Raw genomic sequence first — 15,735 nt, 5'->3', positions numbered from 1 at the left:
CAGCGCCATGCACGGGGAGTACAAGGTGCCCGGCGGCAAGCTCGTGGTCGTCGACTGCGAGGTCGACGAGGCGGCGGGCGTGCTGCGGAACGTCCGGGTCGCGGGCGACTTCTTCCTCGAACCCGACGAGGCGCTCACCGCCATCGACCGCGCCCTCGAAGGGGCACCCTCCGACGCGGACGCCGCCGAGCTGGCGGCCCGCGTCGAGGCGATGCTCCCCGAGGGCACGGTCATGTTCGGCTTCTCCGCCGAGGCCGTCGCCGTCGCCGTCCGCCGCGCCCTGGCCAAGGCCACCGACTGGACCGACTACGACTGGCAGTTGATCCACGAGCGGCCCCAGTCCCCCGCCCTGCACATGGCTCTCGACCAGGTCATCACCGAAGAGGTCGCCGCGGGACGCCGGGCCCCGACCCTGCGGGTCTGGGAGTGGGACTCCTCCGCGGTCATCATCGGCAGCTTCCAGTCCCTGCGGAACGAGGTCGACCCCGAGGGCGCCGCTCGTCACGGGGTGACGGTGGTCAGGCGGATCTCCGGCGGCGGAGCCATGTTCGTAGAGGCCGAGAACACCATCACGTACTCCCTCTCGGTCCCGGCGTCCCTGGTCTCCGGGCTGTCGTTCGCCGAGTCGTACGCCTATCTCGACGACTGGGTCCTGAACGCCCTCGGCGACATGGGCATCAAGGCCTGGTACCAGCCGCTCAACGACATCGCCTCCAAGGACGGCAAGATCGCCGGTGCCGCGCAGAAGCGCCTCGCCGGCGGTGACGGCGCCGTGCTGCACCACGTGACCATGGCCTACGACATCGACGCCGACAAGATGCTCGACGTCCTGCGCGTCGGCAAGGAGAAGCTCTCCGACAAGGGCACCCGCAGCGCCAAGAAGCGCGTCGACCCGCTGCGCCGCCAGACCGGCCTCCCCCGCGCCGAGGTCATCGACCGCATGATCGCCTCCTTCCGCACCCGCTACGGCCTCGCCACCGGCGAGGTCACCCCGGAGGAGATGGCCCGCGCCGAGGAGCTCGCCCGCACGCGCTTCAGCAACGAGGAGTGGACGGCCCGCGTGCCGTAGTGCCGCTCCCCCGGCTCAGCCCCAGGTCTGGCCGGCCGGTTCCTTGAGGGTGCGGTTGATCCGGTTGAAGAAGTTGGTCAGCGCGATCTCCAGGTTGATCGCGCCGATCTGCTCCTCGGTGAAATGGGCGTTGGCCTCCTCCCAGATCTCGTCGGTGACACCCTCCGCACCGTCCTGCAGCCGGGTGGCGGCCTCGGCCAGCGCCAGTGCCGCGCGCTCCGCATCGGTGTAGAACGGCGCCTCGCGCCACGCCGCCACGTTGTGCAGACGCTCCTCGCTCTCGCCCGCCTTCTTCCCTCCGGTGACACTGGCGTAGACGCACGCCGAGCAGCCGTTGATCTGGCTCGCTCGCAGGTGGACCAGCGTCAGCAGCTTCGGATCGACGCCTCCGGCGGCGATCGCCTTGTGGAGGTGACTGATCGCAGTCCAGAGGTCGGAGTTGTTCGTGTTCTTGTTCTTGAGCCGGTTCTCCATGTGAGAGTGCTCTCCTCGATCGGGGTTACGTTCCGGGGCTCGTGCCCGTCACCCCTGTGACGGAGCAGCTTCGAGAGAGGTAACAACATGTCCGGCACCCCTCCCACGGATACGGTCGTCAGCGCCTTCGAAGCCCATCGCGACCGGCTCCGAGGCGTCGCCTACCGCGTGCTCGGATCACACGCCGACGCGGAGGACGTGGTCCAGGAGGCGTGGCTGCGTCTCTCCCGCCAGGACACCGGCGCCATCGACAACCTCGGCGGCTGGCTGACCACCGTGGTCGGCCGCATCAGCCTCGATGTCCTCCGGTCGGGCCGGGCCCGCCCGGAGGTCTCCTTGGACGACCAGCTGTCCGAAGTCGCCGTGACGCTGGACGACGCGCCCGCCCCGGAAGACCTCGTGGCCCTGGGGGACTCCGTGGGCCTCGCGCTCCTGACGGTGCTGGACTCGCTGCGTCCGGACGAACGGCTTGCGTTCGTACTGCACGACGTGTTCGCCGTGCCTCACGGGGAGATAGGCACGATTCTCGGCAAGTCCACCGACGCGACCAAGATGCTCACCAGCCGCGCCCGCCGGAAGGTGCGGAACACCCAGCAGCCGACGGGCACCGGGCGGCGGCGACGCGAGGTGGTCCACGCCTTCCTGGCCGCGGCGGGCGACGGTCGGTTCGAGCAACTGCTGGAGGTTCTTCACCCCGAGGTGAAGTTCACCGTCCACACGCAGAACGGTACGTTCGTCACGCTCGGAGCCACCGAGGTCGCCACCCGGGCACGAGTGGCCGCCGGCGCGGCACGGGGCCATGCGGCGACCGTCAGCGGTCTCCCCGGCGTCCTCTCCTGGAGTGAGGACGGCACCCCGCTCTCCCTCCTCGCCTTCACCGTCGTCGCGGGCCGCATCACCGAGATCACCGCCGTGACCGACCCGGCCAAGCTTGCACTCATGGACCTGCCGGACCCGGTGTGGCTCCCTGAGTGGACGGCCCGGGTCGCGGGGAGTGCCCCGCGCGGAGCGTGAAGGCCCGCAGGACGAGTGCCGTCTCCATCGCGCACAGGGCCACGCCGAGGGTGACGTGTGCGGCGAGCGAGCCCTGGAGGCCCAGCGCGGTCTGGGTGAAGGTGGCCAGCAGGATGCCGACGGTGGCCTTCAGCGGCCAGGTGAGCCAGCGGTTGCGGCGCCACAGCAGGACGGCGGCCACGACCTGGAGGAACACCAGGAGTTCGAAGACGTAGGCGTTGAAGCCGTGCGGATCGATCGAGCTGACGTCGCCGTTCAGCAGCATTCCGGCGAGCAGGCCCTGCACCAGGGTCTCCAGGCAGGCGAGGGCGGCCACGGTCCGCAGCAGCGTGACGGGGCCGCGGCCGTCCACCGCCCTGGCCGCCGGAGCCGCCGTGGGTGTGTGCATCGAAGTTCCCATTTCTCTTCGTTGTTCGGCGCGAGCTCTCAGGGCTGGGCTTCGAGCCATTCCTGGAACGTGGGACCGGCGAGCCTCGCGTGGGGGCCGGGCAGGAAGGCTCCGGCCGCCGCGAGCCCGGCGTCGGGCATGCCGGAGCCGTCCACCGCGACGACCTTGACGCCCCGGCGGGCGCCGAGCAGCGTGGCCGCCTCGGCCATGCTCTCCCTGCGGGGCCCGGCGACCTCGGGGACCGGCGCTCCCGGGTCCGGCTGGGCGGGGGCTTCCGGGTCGGTGGCCAGGTCGACCAGCGTTTCGGCCACGGTGCGGCAGGCCACGAGCTGGGTGGGCAGGTCGGGGACGTAGGCGACGTCGCCCCGCTGCCAGTCCAGGAGCTGGCCGACGAACTCGTGGAACTGGGCGGCCCGCAGGAGGAGAGCGGGCAGCGGCCCTGACAGGTTGGCCTCCTCGTGCGCCTGCTGCGCGGCGACGAACCCGGCGGTCGCCTTGTCCGCGCCGATGATGGACACGGCGACGATCCGGCCGACTCCCGCGCGGTGCCCGGCGTCGTGCAGATTGCGGGTGGCGGTGCGGAAGAACTCCGTGGCGGCCTCCTGGTCGGAGGCGTGCCAGGACGCGGCGTCCAGGATGACGTCGACGCCGGTCAGCGCCTCGGCCAGGCCCTCTCCCGTGATGATGTCCACGCCGGTGGCCCGGGCCATCGGCACGACCTCGTGCCCCTGTTCCGTGAGGACGTCCACGACGTGGCGCCCCAGCCGTCCGGTCGCTCCCGCCACCGCGAACTTTCTGGTGATCATGTTCCTTGCCCTCCGTCTTCCGGTCCCGACGCACACAGGACGCCGACGCCCCGGTGGCCGTAACAGCCGGGGTGGTGTGACGTGGGCCACCGCCGGACGGTGTTACGGAACGGCGGGGTCCGGCGTCCCGTGCGGAGGACAGAGCCTCGGAGAGCAGGGCTGGGAACGAACAGGCGGGAGCCGGAGATGAGCGAGCGCAGCACACCGACCACGGGCACGGCCGGGCCGGTGGATCCCGCCACCCAGGTGTTCGTGGCCCACCGCAATCTGCTCTTCACCGTCGCCTACGAGATGCTCGGCTCCGCCGCCGACGCCGAGGACGTCCTCCAGGAGACCTGGCTGCGCTGGTCGGGCGTCGACCTCGGGACCGTACGGGAGCCGCGCGCGTACCTCGTACGGATCGCCACCCGGCAGGCCCTGGACCGGATGCGTGTGCTGGGGCGCCGCAAGGAGTCCTACGTCGGGCCGTGGCTGCCCGAGCCGCTGCTGACGGCGCCGGACGTGGCCGAGGACGTCGAGCTGGCCGAGAGCGTGTCGATGGCGATGCTGCTGGTGCTGGAGACGCTCGCGCCGGTCGAGCGGGCCGTGTTCGTCCTGCGCGAGGTGTTCGCCCTCGGGTACGACGAGATCGCGGACGCCGTGGGCAAGAGCCCGACCGCCGTCCGCCAGCTCGCCTACCGCGCCCGGGCACACGTCGCCGCGCGGCGGCCGCGCGGCGACGTCTCCCCGGCGCAGACCCGGGCCGCGCTCCAGGCGTTCCAGCGGGCGGTCGAGACGGGCGAGTTGCAGCAACTGCTCGACGTCCTCGCGCCGGACGTCGTCGCCCTGAGCGACGGAGGCGGCGTCAGGCACGCCCTGCTGCGGCCCGTCGTGGGCGCCGACAGAGTGGCCCGCCTGCTGGCGGGCGGCTGGTGGAAGCGCGACGCCGACAGAACGGTCGAGCCGGTCCACATCAACGGCGGCCCGGGCCTTCTCGTCCGGGTCGACGGGGAGATCGACGGCGTGGTGGCCGTACGGGTCGAGAACGGCCGCGTCACCGGGGCCTACCACGTCCGCAACCCCGAGAAGCTCTCCCGGGTGGCGCGGGAGACCACCGTCAGCCGCTGATTTCCCGTGCGGGACCGATGAGTTCGGCCCCGGCCGCCGGTCTGCCCCGCGTACACACGTACACGCGTACACGCACGTTCACCGAGTGAGGGATGGGCTCATGACGCACAGACGCACGGGTGTTCTGGTCGCGGCCGCGACGCTGGTGGCGGCCTCGGCCGTCGTCGGGGCCGACGGCACGACCGCGACGGCCGGAACCACCGGGAAGCCGGGCGAACGGCGGTCGTACACCGGGGAGATCGACGGCGCGAAGTACCGCGCGGAGGTCCCGGAGAACTGGAACGGGACGCTCCTGCTCTACAGCCACGGCTACTACCCGGCGGGCTGGTCCCCGGAGAAGACCGCCCTGACCAACAGCGAGGAGGCCGAGAAGGCCCTGCTCGACGAGGGGTTCGCGCTGGCCGCCTCCGACTACAAGGGCACGTACGGGTACGCCGTCGAGGACGCGGCGGACGATCAGATCGCGCTCCAGGACTGGTTCGCCGAGCACGTCGGGCGCCCAGAGCGCACGATCAGTACCGGTCAGTCGATGGGCGGCGCCGTCGCCGTGCTGCTGGGCGAGCGGAACCCGGACCGGTTCGACGGCGTGCTCGCGATGTGCGCGGAGTACGACGGCAACGGGACCTGGAACACGGCCCTGGACATGACGTACGCGCTCAGGACGCTGTTGGTCCCCGAGGCCGACCAGGACATCGACCTCGTACGCCCGCGCGACCCCGAGCGTTCGGCGAAGGTGCTGGAGACCGCGGTCGACGAGGCCCTGAAGAGCGAGCGCGGCCGGGCGCGGCTCGCGCTGGCGGGGGCGCTGGGGAACGTCCCCGGCTGGTACTCGGCGCACGAGGCGCGGCCGGTGAAGGTCGCGGACCGGGTGCGCGCGCAGGCGCAGTGGCTGCGCAACGCCTACGTCGCGGGCATCGGCCCCGTCGGTCGCGTGGACCTGGAGCGGCGCGCGGGCGGCAACCCGTCGACGAACGTCGGCGTCGACTACCGCCGCCAGCTGGCCGGTTCGGCCCAGAAGGAGCTGGTCCGCAAGGCGTACCGGGAGGCGTACCGGGAGGCCGGGGCCGCCGGTTCCGGGCTGTCGGCGGACGTGGCGAAGCTGAACGCGGGCGGGCGGATCGCCGCCGACGCGAAGGCCGTGGCGTACATGAAGCGGTACTCGGTCGTGCGCGGCACCACGCCGCAGCCCGTGCTGACGCTGCACAACGCCCAGGACGGCGGCGCGGTCTCCGACCAGGCCGGGTGGTACGCCGGGCAGGTCGCCCGCAACGGCGACGCGGGCAACCTCCGCCAGACGTATGTGAACCGGGGCTCGCACTGCGCGTTCAGCGCCGCCGACGAGATCACCGCCCTCAAGGTCCTGCTGACCAAGGCCGGCACCGACCGCTGGCCCAGCACGTCCCCGCGCGTCCTGAACCGTACGGTCGCCCGCCACGAGCCGGGCCTCCACCAGGTGCTGGATCTCGGCACGTTCGAGAAGAAGGCCATGCCCCCGGCCTTCGTCCCCTTCTCCCCCGCCCGCTTCCCCCGCCCCACCCGCTGACGCCGCCGACCGCCGCCGACCGCCGTCGCCGACGACGACCGCGCGACGCGAGTCACGGGGCCGCCGGGCGGGACCAGGCGGTCTCGCGGAGCAGGCGCAGGCCGTTGAGGCCGACGAGGACCGTGGAGCCCTCGTGCCCGGCGACGCCGAGGGGCAGGGGGAGGGTGCCGAGGAGGTCCCAGGCGACCAGGGCGGCGATGAACGTACCGGCGATGACCAGGTTCTGGAGGACCAGGCGGCGCGCGGCGCGGGAGAGCCGTACGACGGCGGGAACGGTGGCCAGTTCGTCGCGGACGACGACGGCGTCGGCGGTCTCCAGCGCGAGGTCGGAGCCCGCCTTGCCCATCGCGACGCCGGAGTGCGCGGCGGCCAGGGCGGGGGCGTCGTTGACGCCGTCGCCGACGACCAGCACGCGGCGTCCCGCGGCCTCCCACTCCCGTACCGCCGCCACCTTGTCCTGGGGCAGGAGTCCCGCACGGACCTCGGTGATGCCCACCTCGTCGGCCAGGCGCCGGGCGGCACGCTCGTTGTCGCCGGTGAGCAGCACCGGGGTGCGGCCGGTCAGCGCGGTGAGGGCGGCGACGGTGGCCGCCGCGTCCGGCCGCGGCCGGTCGGTGATCCCCAGCACTCCCACGGGAGTTCCGTCGCGCAGGACGACGACGGCGGTGTGCCCGGCGTCCTCCAGCCCGGCCACCGCGTCCCGGTGCCGCGCGGTGCCGGTGCCGGTGCCGGTGTCGGTGCCGGGCAGGAGGCGGGCGGGCGCGCCGACCTGGACGGTGCTGCCGCCGACGGTGGCGGTGACGCCCTGTCCGGGCGCCGAGACGAAGCCCTCCGCGTCGATGAGCGTCAGGCCGCGTTCGCGTGCGGAGTCGACGACGGCGCGGGCGAGCGGATGCTCGCTGGGGCGTTCGGCGGAGGCGGCCAGCCGGAGCAGCGCGGACTCGTCCAGGCCGCTGCCGGGCAGCGGGCGTACCTCGGTGACCTGGGGGACGCCCTCGGTCAGGGTGCCGGTCTTGTCCAGGGCCACGGTGTCGATCTGTCCGAGGCGTTCCATGACGACGGCGGACTTGGCGAGCACGCCGCGGCGCCCGGCGTTGGCGATGGCGGACAGCAGCGGCGGCATGGTGGAGAGCACGACCGCGCACGGCGAGGCGACGATCATGAACGTCATCGCCCGCAGCAGGGCCGCCTGGAGCGGGTCGCCGAAGGCGAGCGGGACGGTGAAGACGGCGAGGGTCGCGAGGACCATGCCGATCGAGTAGCGCTGCTCGATCTTCTCGATGAACAGCTGCGTGGGGGCCTTGGTCTCCGAGGCCTCCTCGACCATCCTCACGATGCGGGCGATCACCGAGTCCGAGGGGTCCCGCTCGACCCGTACGCGCAGGGCGCCGGAGCCGTTGACCGTACCGGCGAACACCTCGTCGCCCGGCTGCTTGGCGACCGGCAGCGGCTCGCCGGTGATGGTGGCCTGGTCGACGTCACTGGCCCCGGCGGCGACCTGGCCGTCGGCGCCGATCCGTTCCCCGGGGCGGACCAGGATGGTGTCCCCGGGGGCGAGGTGCCTGGTCTCTACGGTCTCCTCCGCGCCGCCGCCCCGGCGGTCCGGGAGGAGCCGTGTCGCGGTGGTGGGCGCGAGGTCGAGGAGGCCGCGCACGGAGTCGGCGGTACGGGCGGTGGCGAGGGCCTCCAGGGCGCCGGAGGTGGCGAAGATGACGATCAGCAGTGCGCCGTCGAGGACCTGCCCGATCGCGGCGGCGCCGAGCGCGGCGACGACCATCAGCAGGTCCACGTCCAGCGTCTTCTCCCTGAGGGCCTTCACCCCCTCCCAGCCCGGTTCCCAGCCGCCGGTGACGTAGACCCCGGCGAACAGGGCTCCCGCCAGCCACTCCGGGCCGCCCAGCGGCCGCACGGGCAGGGCGAGGAGGAACAGCACCAGCGCCGCGAACGCCCAGCGGGCCTCCGGGAGCGCCAGGACGCGGGTACGGCGCCGGGGCGGGGCGGTGCGAGGGGCGTCGGCGGGGGGCGCGGAGCGCCGGTCCAGGACTGCGGGCATGGCGGAGCGACCCTTCATGGGGCGGGACGGGGGCAGGGCAGAGCGGGACGGGGGCAGGACGGGGCAGCGCCACCACCATACAAGAACATCTGAACAGGTCTTCAGGTGTAATCGGTATGATGGCGCCATGGGCCACGGACGCGACACCACCGGCACCGCCAGCGGTACCGGCGACACCAGCGGCGCCAGCACCCGCGAGCGTCTCGACGCGGTCGGCACCGCCGACGTCGCCGCCACGCTCCAGGCCCTCGCCACCCCGTCCCGGCTGCACATCCTGGCCCGCCTCCAGGAGGGCCCCTGCCCGGTCGGCGACCTCGCGGACGCCGTCGGCATGGAGGCCTCCGCCTGCTCCCACCAGCTCCGCCTGCTGCGCAACCTCGGCCTGGTCACCGGAGAGCGGCAGGGCCGCTCGATCGTCTACTCCCTCTACGACAACCACGTCGCCGAGCTCCTCGACCAGGCCCTCTACCACGTCGAGCACCTCCGCCTCGGCCTGCGCGACACCCCCGGCGCCGAGGCCCGCCCCGCCGATCCCGTCAGCCGGTGAGGGCCCGGGTCTCCCGCTCGCTGATCTCCCACAGCGGCACGCCGTCGCAGTTGCCGAGGACGACGCCGACCCAGCCGGTGTCCGGGTAGATGTTCCAGCTGGCGACGCTGCCGGGGTTCACGCCCGCGCGCCCGTTCACCCACTGCCCGTTCACGAGGCTGACCGGCATCATGTACGTCCCGAACGAGGCGTCGGCGGGGGCCGCCCCGGCCTTCCGCAGACCGCCGCCGCCCTGCGGGGCGAGGGGGAACTTGGCGCCGGTGAACAGCTGGGCGTAGGGCCGGTCCAGCACCGTGCCGTCGCGGAGCGCGTGCGCGAACCGGACCAGGTCAGGGGCCGTGGCGAAGCCGCCGTCCCCGGGGAGGTCGATGAAGGCGCGGCCCGGGTTCCTGCCGAGCTGGTTCGGGTCCGGGCTGCCCTTGTCCAGGTTGCGGACCGCGTCCACCAGGCCGCCGTCGGCCACTCGCATGTACGAGTGCGCGAGGTGCCCGTCGGTCAGCCACTGCGGCCGCGTGAAGAACGCCGTATCCGTCATGCCGCAGCGCGCGAAGACGTGCTCCTCGACGTAGTCCCAGTACGTCGTGCCGGTCACCGCCTCCACGATCAGCGCGGGGATGGCGACCTCGGCGCCCGCGTGGTCGGTGGGGGTGCCGGGGGCGGCCACCAGCTCGGCCTTACGGGCCCACCGCTCGTGGTACTCGTGCACCTCCTCGCGGCTCTCGAAGACGCGCTGCGGGTCCTCCTCCGGGGTGTTGAGCCCGGAGGTGCCGGAGAGCAGGTGGTGGAGGGTCACCTTCTCGGCGATCTCCCCGGCGAAGCCCTTCAGATGGGTGCCCACCGTGTCCGAGAGCTTCACCTTGCCCCGCTGCGCCAGCTGCAGCACGGCCACCGCGCCGAACGGCTTGCCCGCCGAGGAGAGGTGGAACGCGATGCCCTCGTGGTTGCGGACCTTCTTCTCCCTGTCGGCCATGCCGTAGCTGCGCGACAGCACCGTACGGCCCCGGTGCGACAGCAGCACGACGCCGGAGAACCTGCCCTCGGCGGCCAGCTTCGCCACGTACCGGTCGTAGGCCCCGCCGGGCCGGGCGTCCGGCGGAACGTCGTCGGGGCCGGGGTCGGGGCCGGGGTCGGGGCCGGGGTCGGGCCGGGCCTCCGCGAGCGGGGCACCGGCCGCCGCCGCTCCGACGGCCGCCACCCCGCCCCAGCCGAGCAACCGCCGCCGGTCCACGCCACGTTCGGAATCCGGGTCCACGCTCACGTCCCTCTCCTGCCTTCTCAGGTTCATGGCTCCAGGGAAGGCGGAGGAGTGTTGCTGTGGCGTATGCGTTTTCCGATACGCCCGCGATACACGGGCGGCGGTCGGAACAGGAAGGGCCTGGGACGCCGGGGGGGGAGGCGTCCCAGGCCGTGGCTGGGGGTCGTGCCCCACCACTATCCCCCGGCGAGCGCATATATGCACCCTCCGCGTCACCCCGAGGGGGAACGGTCAGCCGTTGCGGCCCATCAGCTCCGCCAGGCGGTGCAGTTCGTCGCCACCGTGACCCAGGCCGATGGCGCGGCGGGCCAGTCCCTCGGCCGCGCGCATCAGGCTCGCGTCGATGCCGTGGGCCTCGGAGACGTGGACGATGTGGGCCATCGTCGAGGCCGCCGAGGTGAGCGGGTTGACCGTGGCGGCATAGGTGCCGTTGTCCACCTCGGCCGCGGCCTCGTCGAAGGAGGGCGGGAGGATCGCCCCGATGCCCTTGGCGAACGGCGCCAGTTCCTGGGCGGTGATGCCCTCGGCCCGGGCGATGGCCAGGGCGTGCATGTAGCCGGTCATCGAGGTCCACCAGATGTCGAGCAGCGCGAGATCGAACGCGGCCGCCCGGCCGATCTCCTCGCCGAGGTGGCTGTGGGTGCCGCTCAGCGCGTCCAGGACGGGCTTGTGCTCGCCGTACAGCTCCCGCGAGCCGCTGTAGAGGAAGACACCGTGCGGCGTGCCGATGGTGGTGGTCGGCGTCATGATCGCGCCGTCGAGGTAGCGCACGCCGTGCTCGGCCGCCCAGGTCGCGGCCTCCCGGGCGCGGTCGGGGGTGTCGGCCGACAGGTTCGCCACGGTGCGGCCCTTGAGCGCGGCGGTGACCTCGGGGCGCTGCAAGATCGAGTCGGCGGCGGCGTAGTCGACCACGCAGACGACGGTGAGATCGCTTGCCGCGACGGCCTCTTCGGGCGTCGCCGCGTCGGCCGCGCCGCGTGCGACCAGCTCCCGGTCCCTGCCCGGCGTGCGGTTCCAGACCGTGGTGGCCACCCCGGCCGCCAGGAAGGCAGAGGCCAGCGCCCGGCCCATCGGGCCCAGTCCGATCACCGTGACGGAAGACTTGGAGGTGTTCTGGGCGTTCTGAGTGTGTGCAGACATGCTTGAGCTCCGTACAGAGAAAGAATCGATGGCGAGGGAGAGGGTGGTGGCGGTGACGCGGACGCGGGCACAGGACCCGAACGTGTGCGGGGTGACCGCCGCGATCGCGGTGATCGACGGCAAGTGGAAAACGGCGCTGCTCTGGCTGCTCGAATCCGGTCCGCGCCGGCCGGGAGAGCTGCGCCGGGAGCTGCCCGGCCTGACCGAGAAGGTGCTGACTCAGGCGCTGCGGGAGATGGAGGCCGACGGCCTGGTCCACCGCGAGGTGCACGATGTCCTGCCGCTCAAGACCGTCTATTCCCTGACGGAGTTCGGCGTGGACCTGTCCAAGGCCCTGGCCCCGGTCGCGGCCTGGGGCTACCGCCGCCTGGACAGCCTGGCCGCGCGGCAGGCCGCCGACCAGCAGCACGCCGTCTCCTGACTCCTCGTACCTCCTTGCTTGTCGGGCTTGCTTGTCGGGCTTGCTTGTCGGGCCGTCCCGCACCACCAGGTTCTCCCGGCCGCCGCCCGCCGCCAAGTACCCACAAATAGGTGGCTACCAGGTGACTACTCCCCCTTGCCCGGGCGGAGCAGGACGGCCGTCATGGCCGCGGTGGCGGCCAGCCCGAGGGCCGCGACCGCCGCCACGGTGGCGAAGCCGCGGTCGTACGCCTGGCGGGCCGCGTCCAGCACGGCGTCCGCGGCCGCCGACGGCAGGGACCGCATGACGTCCTCCGCGGCGGCGAACGACTCGCCCACGGCGGCCTGCCGCTCGGCCCCGAGGCCGGGGACCGGCGGGACGGCGGCGCGGTAGACGAGGGTCATGACGGTGCCGAAGAAGGCGACGCCCAGACCCGCGCCGAGTTCGAAGGAGGTCTCCTGGATCGCGGCGGCCTCGCCGGAACGCTCGGGCCTGGCCGCGCTCATGAGGGAGTCGGCGCCCAGCGTCATCACGACACCGGCTCCGCTTCCGGCGGCGAGCAGCGCCGGGAGGAGCGTCCCGTAGCGGGCCGGGTCGCCGAGGGCGGCGATGACCGCGCAGGCGAGGGCGAACGTCAGCAGCGCCGCGGTGAGCGCCGCCCGGTTGCCCCACCGGTGCGCCAGCCACGGCGCGGCGACGGCGCCGAGCGCGTTGGCGCCGGCCAGCGGCATCAGGGCGAGCCCGGCGCGCAGCGGCGGGTCCCCGCCGACCTGCTGCAGCCACTGGGTGAGGAAGAACAGCAGGGCCACGTAGCTGCCGAAGCAGGCGATCACGCAGACCGTGGCGGTGGCGAAGCGGCGGTCGGCGAAGAGAGAGAAGTCCAGCAGCGGTTCGGTCAGGCGGCGTTGGCGGCGTACGAAGACGAACAGCAGGGCCGCGCCGCCGAGGGCGAGGGCGGCGGCGAGCGCGAGGAACCCGGCATCGGCCCCCGCCCCCGCCCCCGCATGCCCGCCGACCAGCTCGCCCGCCTGCTTCAGGGCGTACACGACGCCCGCGAGGCCGAGGACGGAGAGCACCACGCTGGGCAGGTCCCAGCGCCGGGGTACGGGGTTCTTGGACTCCGGGATCACGCGCGTCCCCACGGCGAGGAGGCCGAGGACGACGGGGACGTTCACCAGGAAGACGGCCCCCCACCCCCACCGCTCGGCGACCAGCCCGCCGATCAGCGGCCCGACCGTCGCCCCGATGCTGTGCGCCGAGGTCCATACGCCGATCGCGAGGGCTCGCTCGCGGTCGTCGGTGAAGGTGACCCGGATGATCGCCACCGTCGACGCCATGATCATCGCCGCGCCGACGCCCAGGGCGGCGCGGGCGGCGACGAGCTGCCCGGTGGAGGCGGCGGAGGCGCACGCCGCCGAGGCCAGTCCGAAGGCGAACAGGCCGCTGAGGACCATGCGGCGGCGGCCGATCCGGTCGCCCAGCGTTCCGCAGGTGACCAGCATGGCGGCGAGCGCCAGGGAGTACACGTCGACGATCCACAGCGTCTGGGAGGCGCTGGGCCGCAGGTCCCGGCTCACGCTCGGCATGGCGACGTGCAGCACGGTCAGATCGATCCCGGAGAGCAGCAGGCTGCCCGCGACCACGGCCAGGACGGTCCACCGTCGCCGCGACGGTGCGAAAGTATCGCTGTTCGGCATACGGTCAGTCTCAGGAGGTACCAACTCGCCCTACAAGTACGGTCCTTTCTGTCCCCTACTGTCATTCCGTATACCGATGGAGGTCACAGATGCGCACCACGGCCGAGGAGACTCCGGAGTACTGCGCGATCGAGTCCGCCATGGAGGTGCTCGGGGGCCGCTGGAAGCTGGCCATCCTCAAGAAGCTGGTGCCCGGGACGCTGCGCTTCGGCGAACTCAGGCGCGCGCTCCCGGCCGTCACCCCGCGCATGCTGACCCGCCAGCTCCGGGAGCTGGAGGCCGACGGCCTGGTGACGCGGACGGTATACCGGGAGGTCCCGCCGCGCGTGGACTACACCCTGACCGACGCCGGACACCGGCTGGACGCCGTCATGGACCAGCTGGACGCGTGGGGCCGGTGGTACCGGGAGACGGTACGCCCGGCCCCGGAGCCCTGAGCCCTGAGCCCTGGCAGGCACCACGTCAGCGCAGGTCGAGCCGCATCAGCACCCGGGGATGACCGGCCAGCACCGAGGTGGTGTCGGCGGCGTGCGTGAACCCGGCGCGTTCGAAGTTCTTCCGGAGCCCGGGATACGCCATCGTCAGGTCCACCTTGGCCCCGCCGTTGTCGACCGGATACGCCTCGACCGCCGGTGCGCCCTGGGAACGGGCGAAGTCGACCGCACCGGCGATGAGGGTGTGCGAGATCCCCTTCCGCCGGTGCCCCGGGCGTACACGGACGCACCACAGGGACCAGACGGGCAGGTCGTCGACGTACGGGATCCGGCGGCTGCGCGCGAACGACGTCTCCGCGCGCGGCGCCACGGCGGCCCAGCCGACCGGCTCGTCACCGTCGTAGGCCAGCACGCCCGGGGCGGGCTGCTTCCGGCACAGCTCGGCGACGTACTCACCGCGTGCCGTTCCCCGGAGCTCGTTGTTCAGCTTGGCCGGGATCCGGTAGCTCAGGCACCAGCACACGTTGGCCCCGGGCGACTTCGGGCCGACGAGCGTACGGACGTCCTCGAAGGACGAGGCCGGGCGGACCGTGAGAGTCATCGCCCCACGATGCCACGCCCCCGCCCCTCCATCAGCTCCAGCGCGGCGGGCGCTGTGGGGTAGTCCGTGTATCCCTCCGCGCCACCCGCGAAGTGCGTGTCGCGGTTGTCGGAGGCGAGGGGGTGGCCGTGGGTGAAGCGGTCGACGAGGTCCGGGTTGGCGATGAAGGGGGCGCCGAAGGAGACCGCGTCGGCGAGTTGCCGTTCGAGGATCTCGTTGCCGCTCGCTTGTGTGAAGCCGAGGTTGGCGATGACGGCGCCTTGGTAGTGGGCGCGGTAGCGGGTGAATGCGGTGAGGGCGTCGGTTCCCGAGTCGGGTTCCGGGCCGAGGAGGTGGAGGTAGGCCAGGTCGCTGTCGCTGAGGCGCTTGAGGAGCTGGTCGTACTCGGCCAGCACCTCGGCGTCCGCGGTGAAGGCAGGCCCGTGCTTCCAGTAGGGGGAGAGTTTGATTCCGATGTGGTCGCTGCCCCACACGCTGCCGACGGCGTCCACGACGTCGAGGAGGAACTGGGCCCGCTTCGCACTGCTGCCGCCGTAGGCGTCGGTGCGCTGGTTGAGGCGTGGGTTGAGGAACTGGGCCACGAGATGGGATATCTGAGCGTGGATCTCCAGGCCGTCGAATCCGGCGCGCAGGGCGTTGACGGCCGCCTGCCGGTAGGAGTCGATCGTGGTGGCGATCTCCGCGACGCTCAGGGCGCGTGGCGTGAGGGAGTCCTTCGGGCCGTCGGGGGTGTAGGACATCTCGTGGGGATTGATCGCCGAAGGGCCGGCGGGGAGCCTGCCGCCGTGGTGGTCCGGGTGGGAGGCGGCACCGGCGTGGCCGAGCTGGGAGACGATCCTGCCTCCCGCGGAGTGCACGGCTTCGGTGACCTTGGTCCAGCCGGCGGTCTGGGCGTCGGTGTAGATGCCGGGGACGTTGATGAAGCCGATCGCGTCCGTGCTGACCCAGGTCCCTTCGCTGATGATCAGACCGGTGTCGGCGCGCTGCGTGTAGTAGGTGGCGTGCAGGTCGGTGGGGGCCAGTTCCTCGTTGTCGGCCCGGGAGCGCGTCATGGGGGCCATGACGACGCGGTTGGGCAGCTTGAGCGCGCCCAGCCGAACGGGCTGGAGGAGGGGCTGGAGGAGGGGCTGGGCGCCGGGTGCCGGGGTCTGGTGGGACATGAGGATCTCTTTCGTGGCGGACATCGCTCCTCGTGGGCTTGAGGAGC

Annotated in this window: 16 protein-coding genes; 7 read left to right on the top strand and 9 right to left on the bottom strand. The window is 72.7% G+C overall.

From position 1 onward, the window contains the following. Positions 1 to 7: 7 nt before the first annotated feature. Positions 8 to 1,069, top strand: a complete 1,062-nt coding sequence (locus ACGF3A_RS33280; protein ID WP_393734149.1) for a biotin/lipoate A/B protein ligase family protein — start codon at positions 8 to 10, stop codon at positions 1,067 to 1,069. Positions 1,070 to 1,084: 15 nt separating this feature from the next. On the opposite strand, the gene ACGF3A_RS33275 is transcribed toward ACGF3A_RS33280, so the two are convergent. Next, entirely contained in the window at positions 1,085 to 1,543 is a 459-nt protein-coding gene (locus tag ACGF3A_RS33275) for a carboxymuconolactone decarboxylase family protein (RefSeq protein ID WP_393734148.1), read from the bottom strand. Positions 1,544 to 1,630: 87 nt separating this feature from the next. On the opposite strand from ACGF3A_RS33275, the gene ACGF3A_RS33270 reads away from it, so the two are divergent. Continuing rightward, complete coding sequence (locus ACGF3A_RS33270; protein WP_393734147.1) at positions 1,631 to 2,557, top strand: sigma-70 family RNA polymerase sigma factor; 927 nt, start codon at positions 1,631 to 1,633, stop codon at positions 2,555 to 2,557. Here ACGF3A_RS33270 and ACGF3A_RS33265 read toward each other — a convergent pair. Together ACGF3A_RS33265 and ACGF3A_RS33260 are read right to left on the bottom strand one after the other, a co-directional pair. Beyond that, positions 2,481 to 2,945: a hypothetical protein gene (locus ACGF3A_RS33265; protein WP_393734146.1), complete on the bottom strand. Its 465-nt coding sequence runs from the start codon at positions 2,943 to 2,945 to the stop codon at positions 2,481 to 2,483. The two genes, ACGF3A_RS33270 and ACGF3A_RS33265, sit on opposite strands and share 77 nt — an antisense overlap. Positions 2,946 to 2,983: 38 nt before the next feature. Beyond that, positions 2,984 to 3,751 carry an SDR family oxidoreductase gene (locus ACGF3A_RS33260; protein ID WP_393734145.1) on the bottom strand — a complete coding sequence of 256 codons (768 nt, stop codon included), beginning with the start codon at positions 3,749 to 3,751 and terminating at the stop codon, positions 2,984 to 2,986. Between the two features lie 186 nt (positions 3,752 to 3,937). On the opposite strand from ACGF3A_RS33260, the gene ACGF3A_RS33255 reads away from it, so the two are divergent. Together ACGF3A_RS33255 and ACGF3A_RS33250 are read left to right on the top strand one after the other, a co-directional pair. After that, positions 3,938 to 4,858 (top strand): RNA polymerase sigma-70 factor, encoded by a 921-nt coding sequence (locus ACGF3A_RS33255; RefSeq protein ID WP_393734144.1) that lies wholly within the window; start codon positions 3,938 to 3,940, stop codon positions 4,856 to 4,858. Between the two features lie 100 nt (positions 4,859 to 4,958). After that, positions 4,959 to 6,401 carry an alpha/beta hydrolase family protein gene (locus tag ACGF3A_RS33250; RefSeq protein WP_393734143.1) on the top strand — a complete coding sequence of 481 codons (1,443 nt, stop codon included), beginning with the start codon at positions 4,959 to 4,961 and terminating at the stop codon, positions 6,399 to 6,401. A gap of 52 nt (positions 6,402 to 6,453) precedes the next feature. Here ACGF3A_RS33250 and ACGF3A_RS33245 read toward each other — a convergent pair whose 3' ends face one another. Continuing rightward, positions 6,454 to 8,454: a heavy metal translocating P-type ATPase gene (locus tag ACGF3A_RS33245; protein ID WP_393734142.1), complete on the bottom strand. Its 2,001-nt coding sequence runs from the start codon at positions 8,452 to 8,454 to the stop codon at positions 6,454 to 6,456. 127 nt (positions 8,455 to 8,581) lie between these two features. On the opposite strand from ACGF3A_RS33245, the gene ACGF3A_RS33240 reads away from it, so the two are divergent. Beyond that, positions 8,582 to 9,001 (top strand): ArsR/SmtB family transcription factor, encoded by a 420-nt coding sequence (locus ACGF3A_RS33240; protein ID WP_393734141.1) that lies wholly within the window; start codon positions 8,582 to 8,584, stop codon positions 8,999 to 9,001. On the opposite strand, the gene ACGF3A_RS33235 is transcribed toward ACGF3A_RS33240, so the two are convergent. Continuing rightward, complete coding sequence (locus tag ACGF3A_RS33235) at positions 8,991 to 10,259, bottom strand: serine hydrolase domain-containing protein (protein WP_393734139.1); 1,269 nt, start codon at positions 10,257 to 10,259, stop codon at positions 8,991 to 8,993. The two genes, ACGF3A_RS33240 and ACGF3A_RS33235, sit on opposite strands and share 11 nt — an antisense overlap. A 228-nt stretch (positions 10,260 to 10,487) precedes the next feature. Next, entirely contained in the window at positions 10,488 to 11,396 is a 909-nt protein-coding gene (locus tag ACGF3A_RS33230; protein ID WP_393734138.1) for an NAD(P)-dependent oxidoreductase, read from the bottom strand. Between the two features lie 52 nt (positions 11,397 to 11,448). Here ACGF3A_RS33230 and ACGF3A_RS33225 point away from each other — a divergent pair, with 52 nt between their 5' ends. Next, positions 11,449 to 11,817, top strand: a complete 369-nt coding sequence (locus ACGF3A_RS33225) for a winged helix-turn-helix transcriptional regulator (RefSeq protein WP_393734272.1) — start codon at positions 11,449 to 11,451, stop codon at positions 11,815 to 11,817. Positions 11,818 to 11,942: 125 nt separating this feature from the next. On the opposite strand, the gene ACGF3A_RS33220 is transcribed toward ACGF3A_RS33225, so the two are convergent. Then, complete coding sequence (locus ACGF3A_RS33220) at positions 11,943 to 13,493, bottom strand: MFS transporter (protein ID WP_393734137.1); 1,551 nt, start codon at positions 13,491 to 13,493, stop codon at positions 11,943 to 11,945. A gap of 89 nt (positions 13,494 to 13,582) precedes the next feature. On the opposite strand from ACGF3A_RS33220, the gene ACGF3A_RS33215 reads away from it, so the two are divergent. Then, a complete protein-coding gene (locus ACGF3A_RS33215; protein WP_393734136.1) occupies positions 13,583 to 13,930 on the top strand; it encodes a winged helix-turn-helix transcriptional regulator in 348 nt (115 codons plus the stop codon). A gap of 25 nt (positions 13,931 to 13,955) precedes the next feature. Here the strand turns inward: ACGF3A_RS33215 and ACGF3A_RS33210 are convergent, their stop codons facing one another. After that, positions 13,956 to 14,528: a GNAT family N-acetyltransferase gene (locus ACGF3A_RS33210; protein WP_393734135.1), complete on the bottom strand. Its 573-nt coding sequence runs from the start codon at positions 14,526 to 14,528 to the stop codon at positions 13,956 to 13,958. Next, a complete protein-coding gene (locus tag ACGF3A_RS33205) occupies positions 14,525 to 15,712 on the bottom strand; it encodes an alkene reductase (protein WP_393734134.1) in 1,188 nt (395 codons plus the stop codon). The genes ACGF3A_RS33210 and ACGF3A_RS33205 overlap by 4 nt, the downstream gene beginning before the upstream one ends. Positions 15,713 to 15,735: the final 23 nt, after the last annotated feature.

The organism is Streptomyces sp. NPDC048172, from assembly GCF_043202595.1.
Lineage (GTDB): Bacteria > Actinomycetota > Actinomycetes > Streptomycetales > Streptomycetaceae > Streptomyces.
This window is presented reverse-complemented; position numbering and strand designations above follow the sequence as displayed.

Excerpts from the sequence above, each read along its gene's own strand:
- ACGF3A_RS33280 (WP_393734149.1), top strand. The coding sequence starts at position 8 with ATGCACGGGGAGTACAAGGTGCCCGGCGGCAAGCTCGTGGTCGTCGAC.
- ACGF3A_RS33275 (WP_393734148.1), bottom strand. The coding sequence starts at position 1,543 with ATGGAGAACCGGCTCAAGAACAAGAACACGAACAACTCCGACCTCTGG.
- ACGF3A_RS33270 (WP_393734147.1), top strand. The coding sequence starts at position 1,631 with ATGTCCGGCACCCCTCCCACGGATACGGTCGTCAGCGCCTTCGAAGCC.
- ACGF3A_RS33265 (WP_393734146.1), bottom strand. The coding sequence starts at position 2,945 with ATGCACACACCCACGGCGGCTCCGGCGGCCAGGGCGGTGGACGGCCGC.
- ACGF3A_RS33260 (WP_393734145.1), bottom strand. The coding sequence starts at position 3,751 with ATGATCACCAGAAAGTTCGCGGTGGCGGGAGCGACCGGACGGCTGGGG.
- ACGF3A_RS33255 (WP_393734144.1), top strand. The coding sequence starts at position 3,938 with ATGAGCGAGCGCAGCACACCGACCACGGGCACGGCCGGGCCGGTGGAT.
- ACGF3A_RS33250 (WP_393734143.1), top strand. The coding sequence starts at position 4,959 with ATGACGCACAGACGCACGGGTGTTCTGGTCGCGGCCGCGACGCTGGTG.
- ACGF3A_RS33245 (WP_393734142.1), bottom strand. The coding sequence starts at position 8,454 with ATGCCCGCAGTCCTGGACCGGCGCTCCGCGCCCCCCGCCGACGCCCCT.
- ACGF3A_RS33240 (WP_393734141.1), top strand. The coding sequence starts at position 8,582 with ATGGGCCACGGACGCGACACCACCGGCACCGCCAGCGGTACCGGCGAC.
- ACGF3A_RS33230 (WP_393734138.1), bottom strand. The coding sequence starts at position 11,396 with ATGTCTGCACACACTCAGAACGCCCAGAACACCTCCAAGTCTTCCGTC.
- ACGF3A_RS33220 (WP_393734137.1), bottom strand. The coding sequence starts at position 13,493 with ATGCCGAACAGCGATACTTTCGCACCGTCGCGGCGACGGTGGACCGTC.
- ACGF3A_RS33215 (WP_393734136.1), top strand. The coding sequence starts at position 13,583 with ATGCGCACCACGGCCGAGGAGACTCCGGAGTACTGCGCGATCGAGTCC.
- ACGF3A_RS33210 (WP_393734135.1), bottom strand. The coding sequence starts at position 14,528 with ATGACTCTCACGGTCCGCCCGGCCTCGTCCTTCGAGGACGTCCGTACG.
- ACGF3A_RS33205 (WP_393734134.1), bottom strand. The coding sequence starts at position 15,712 with ATGTCCGCCACGAAAGAGATCCTCATGTCCCACCAGACCCCGGCACCC.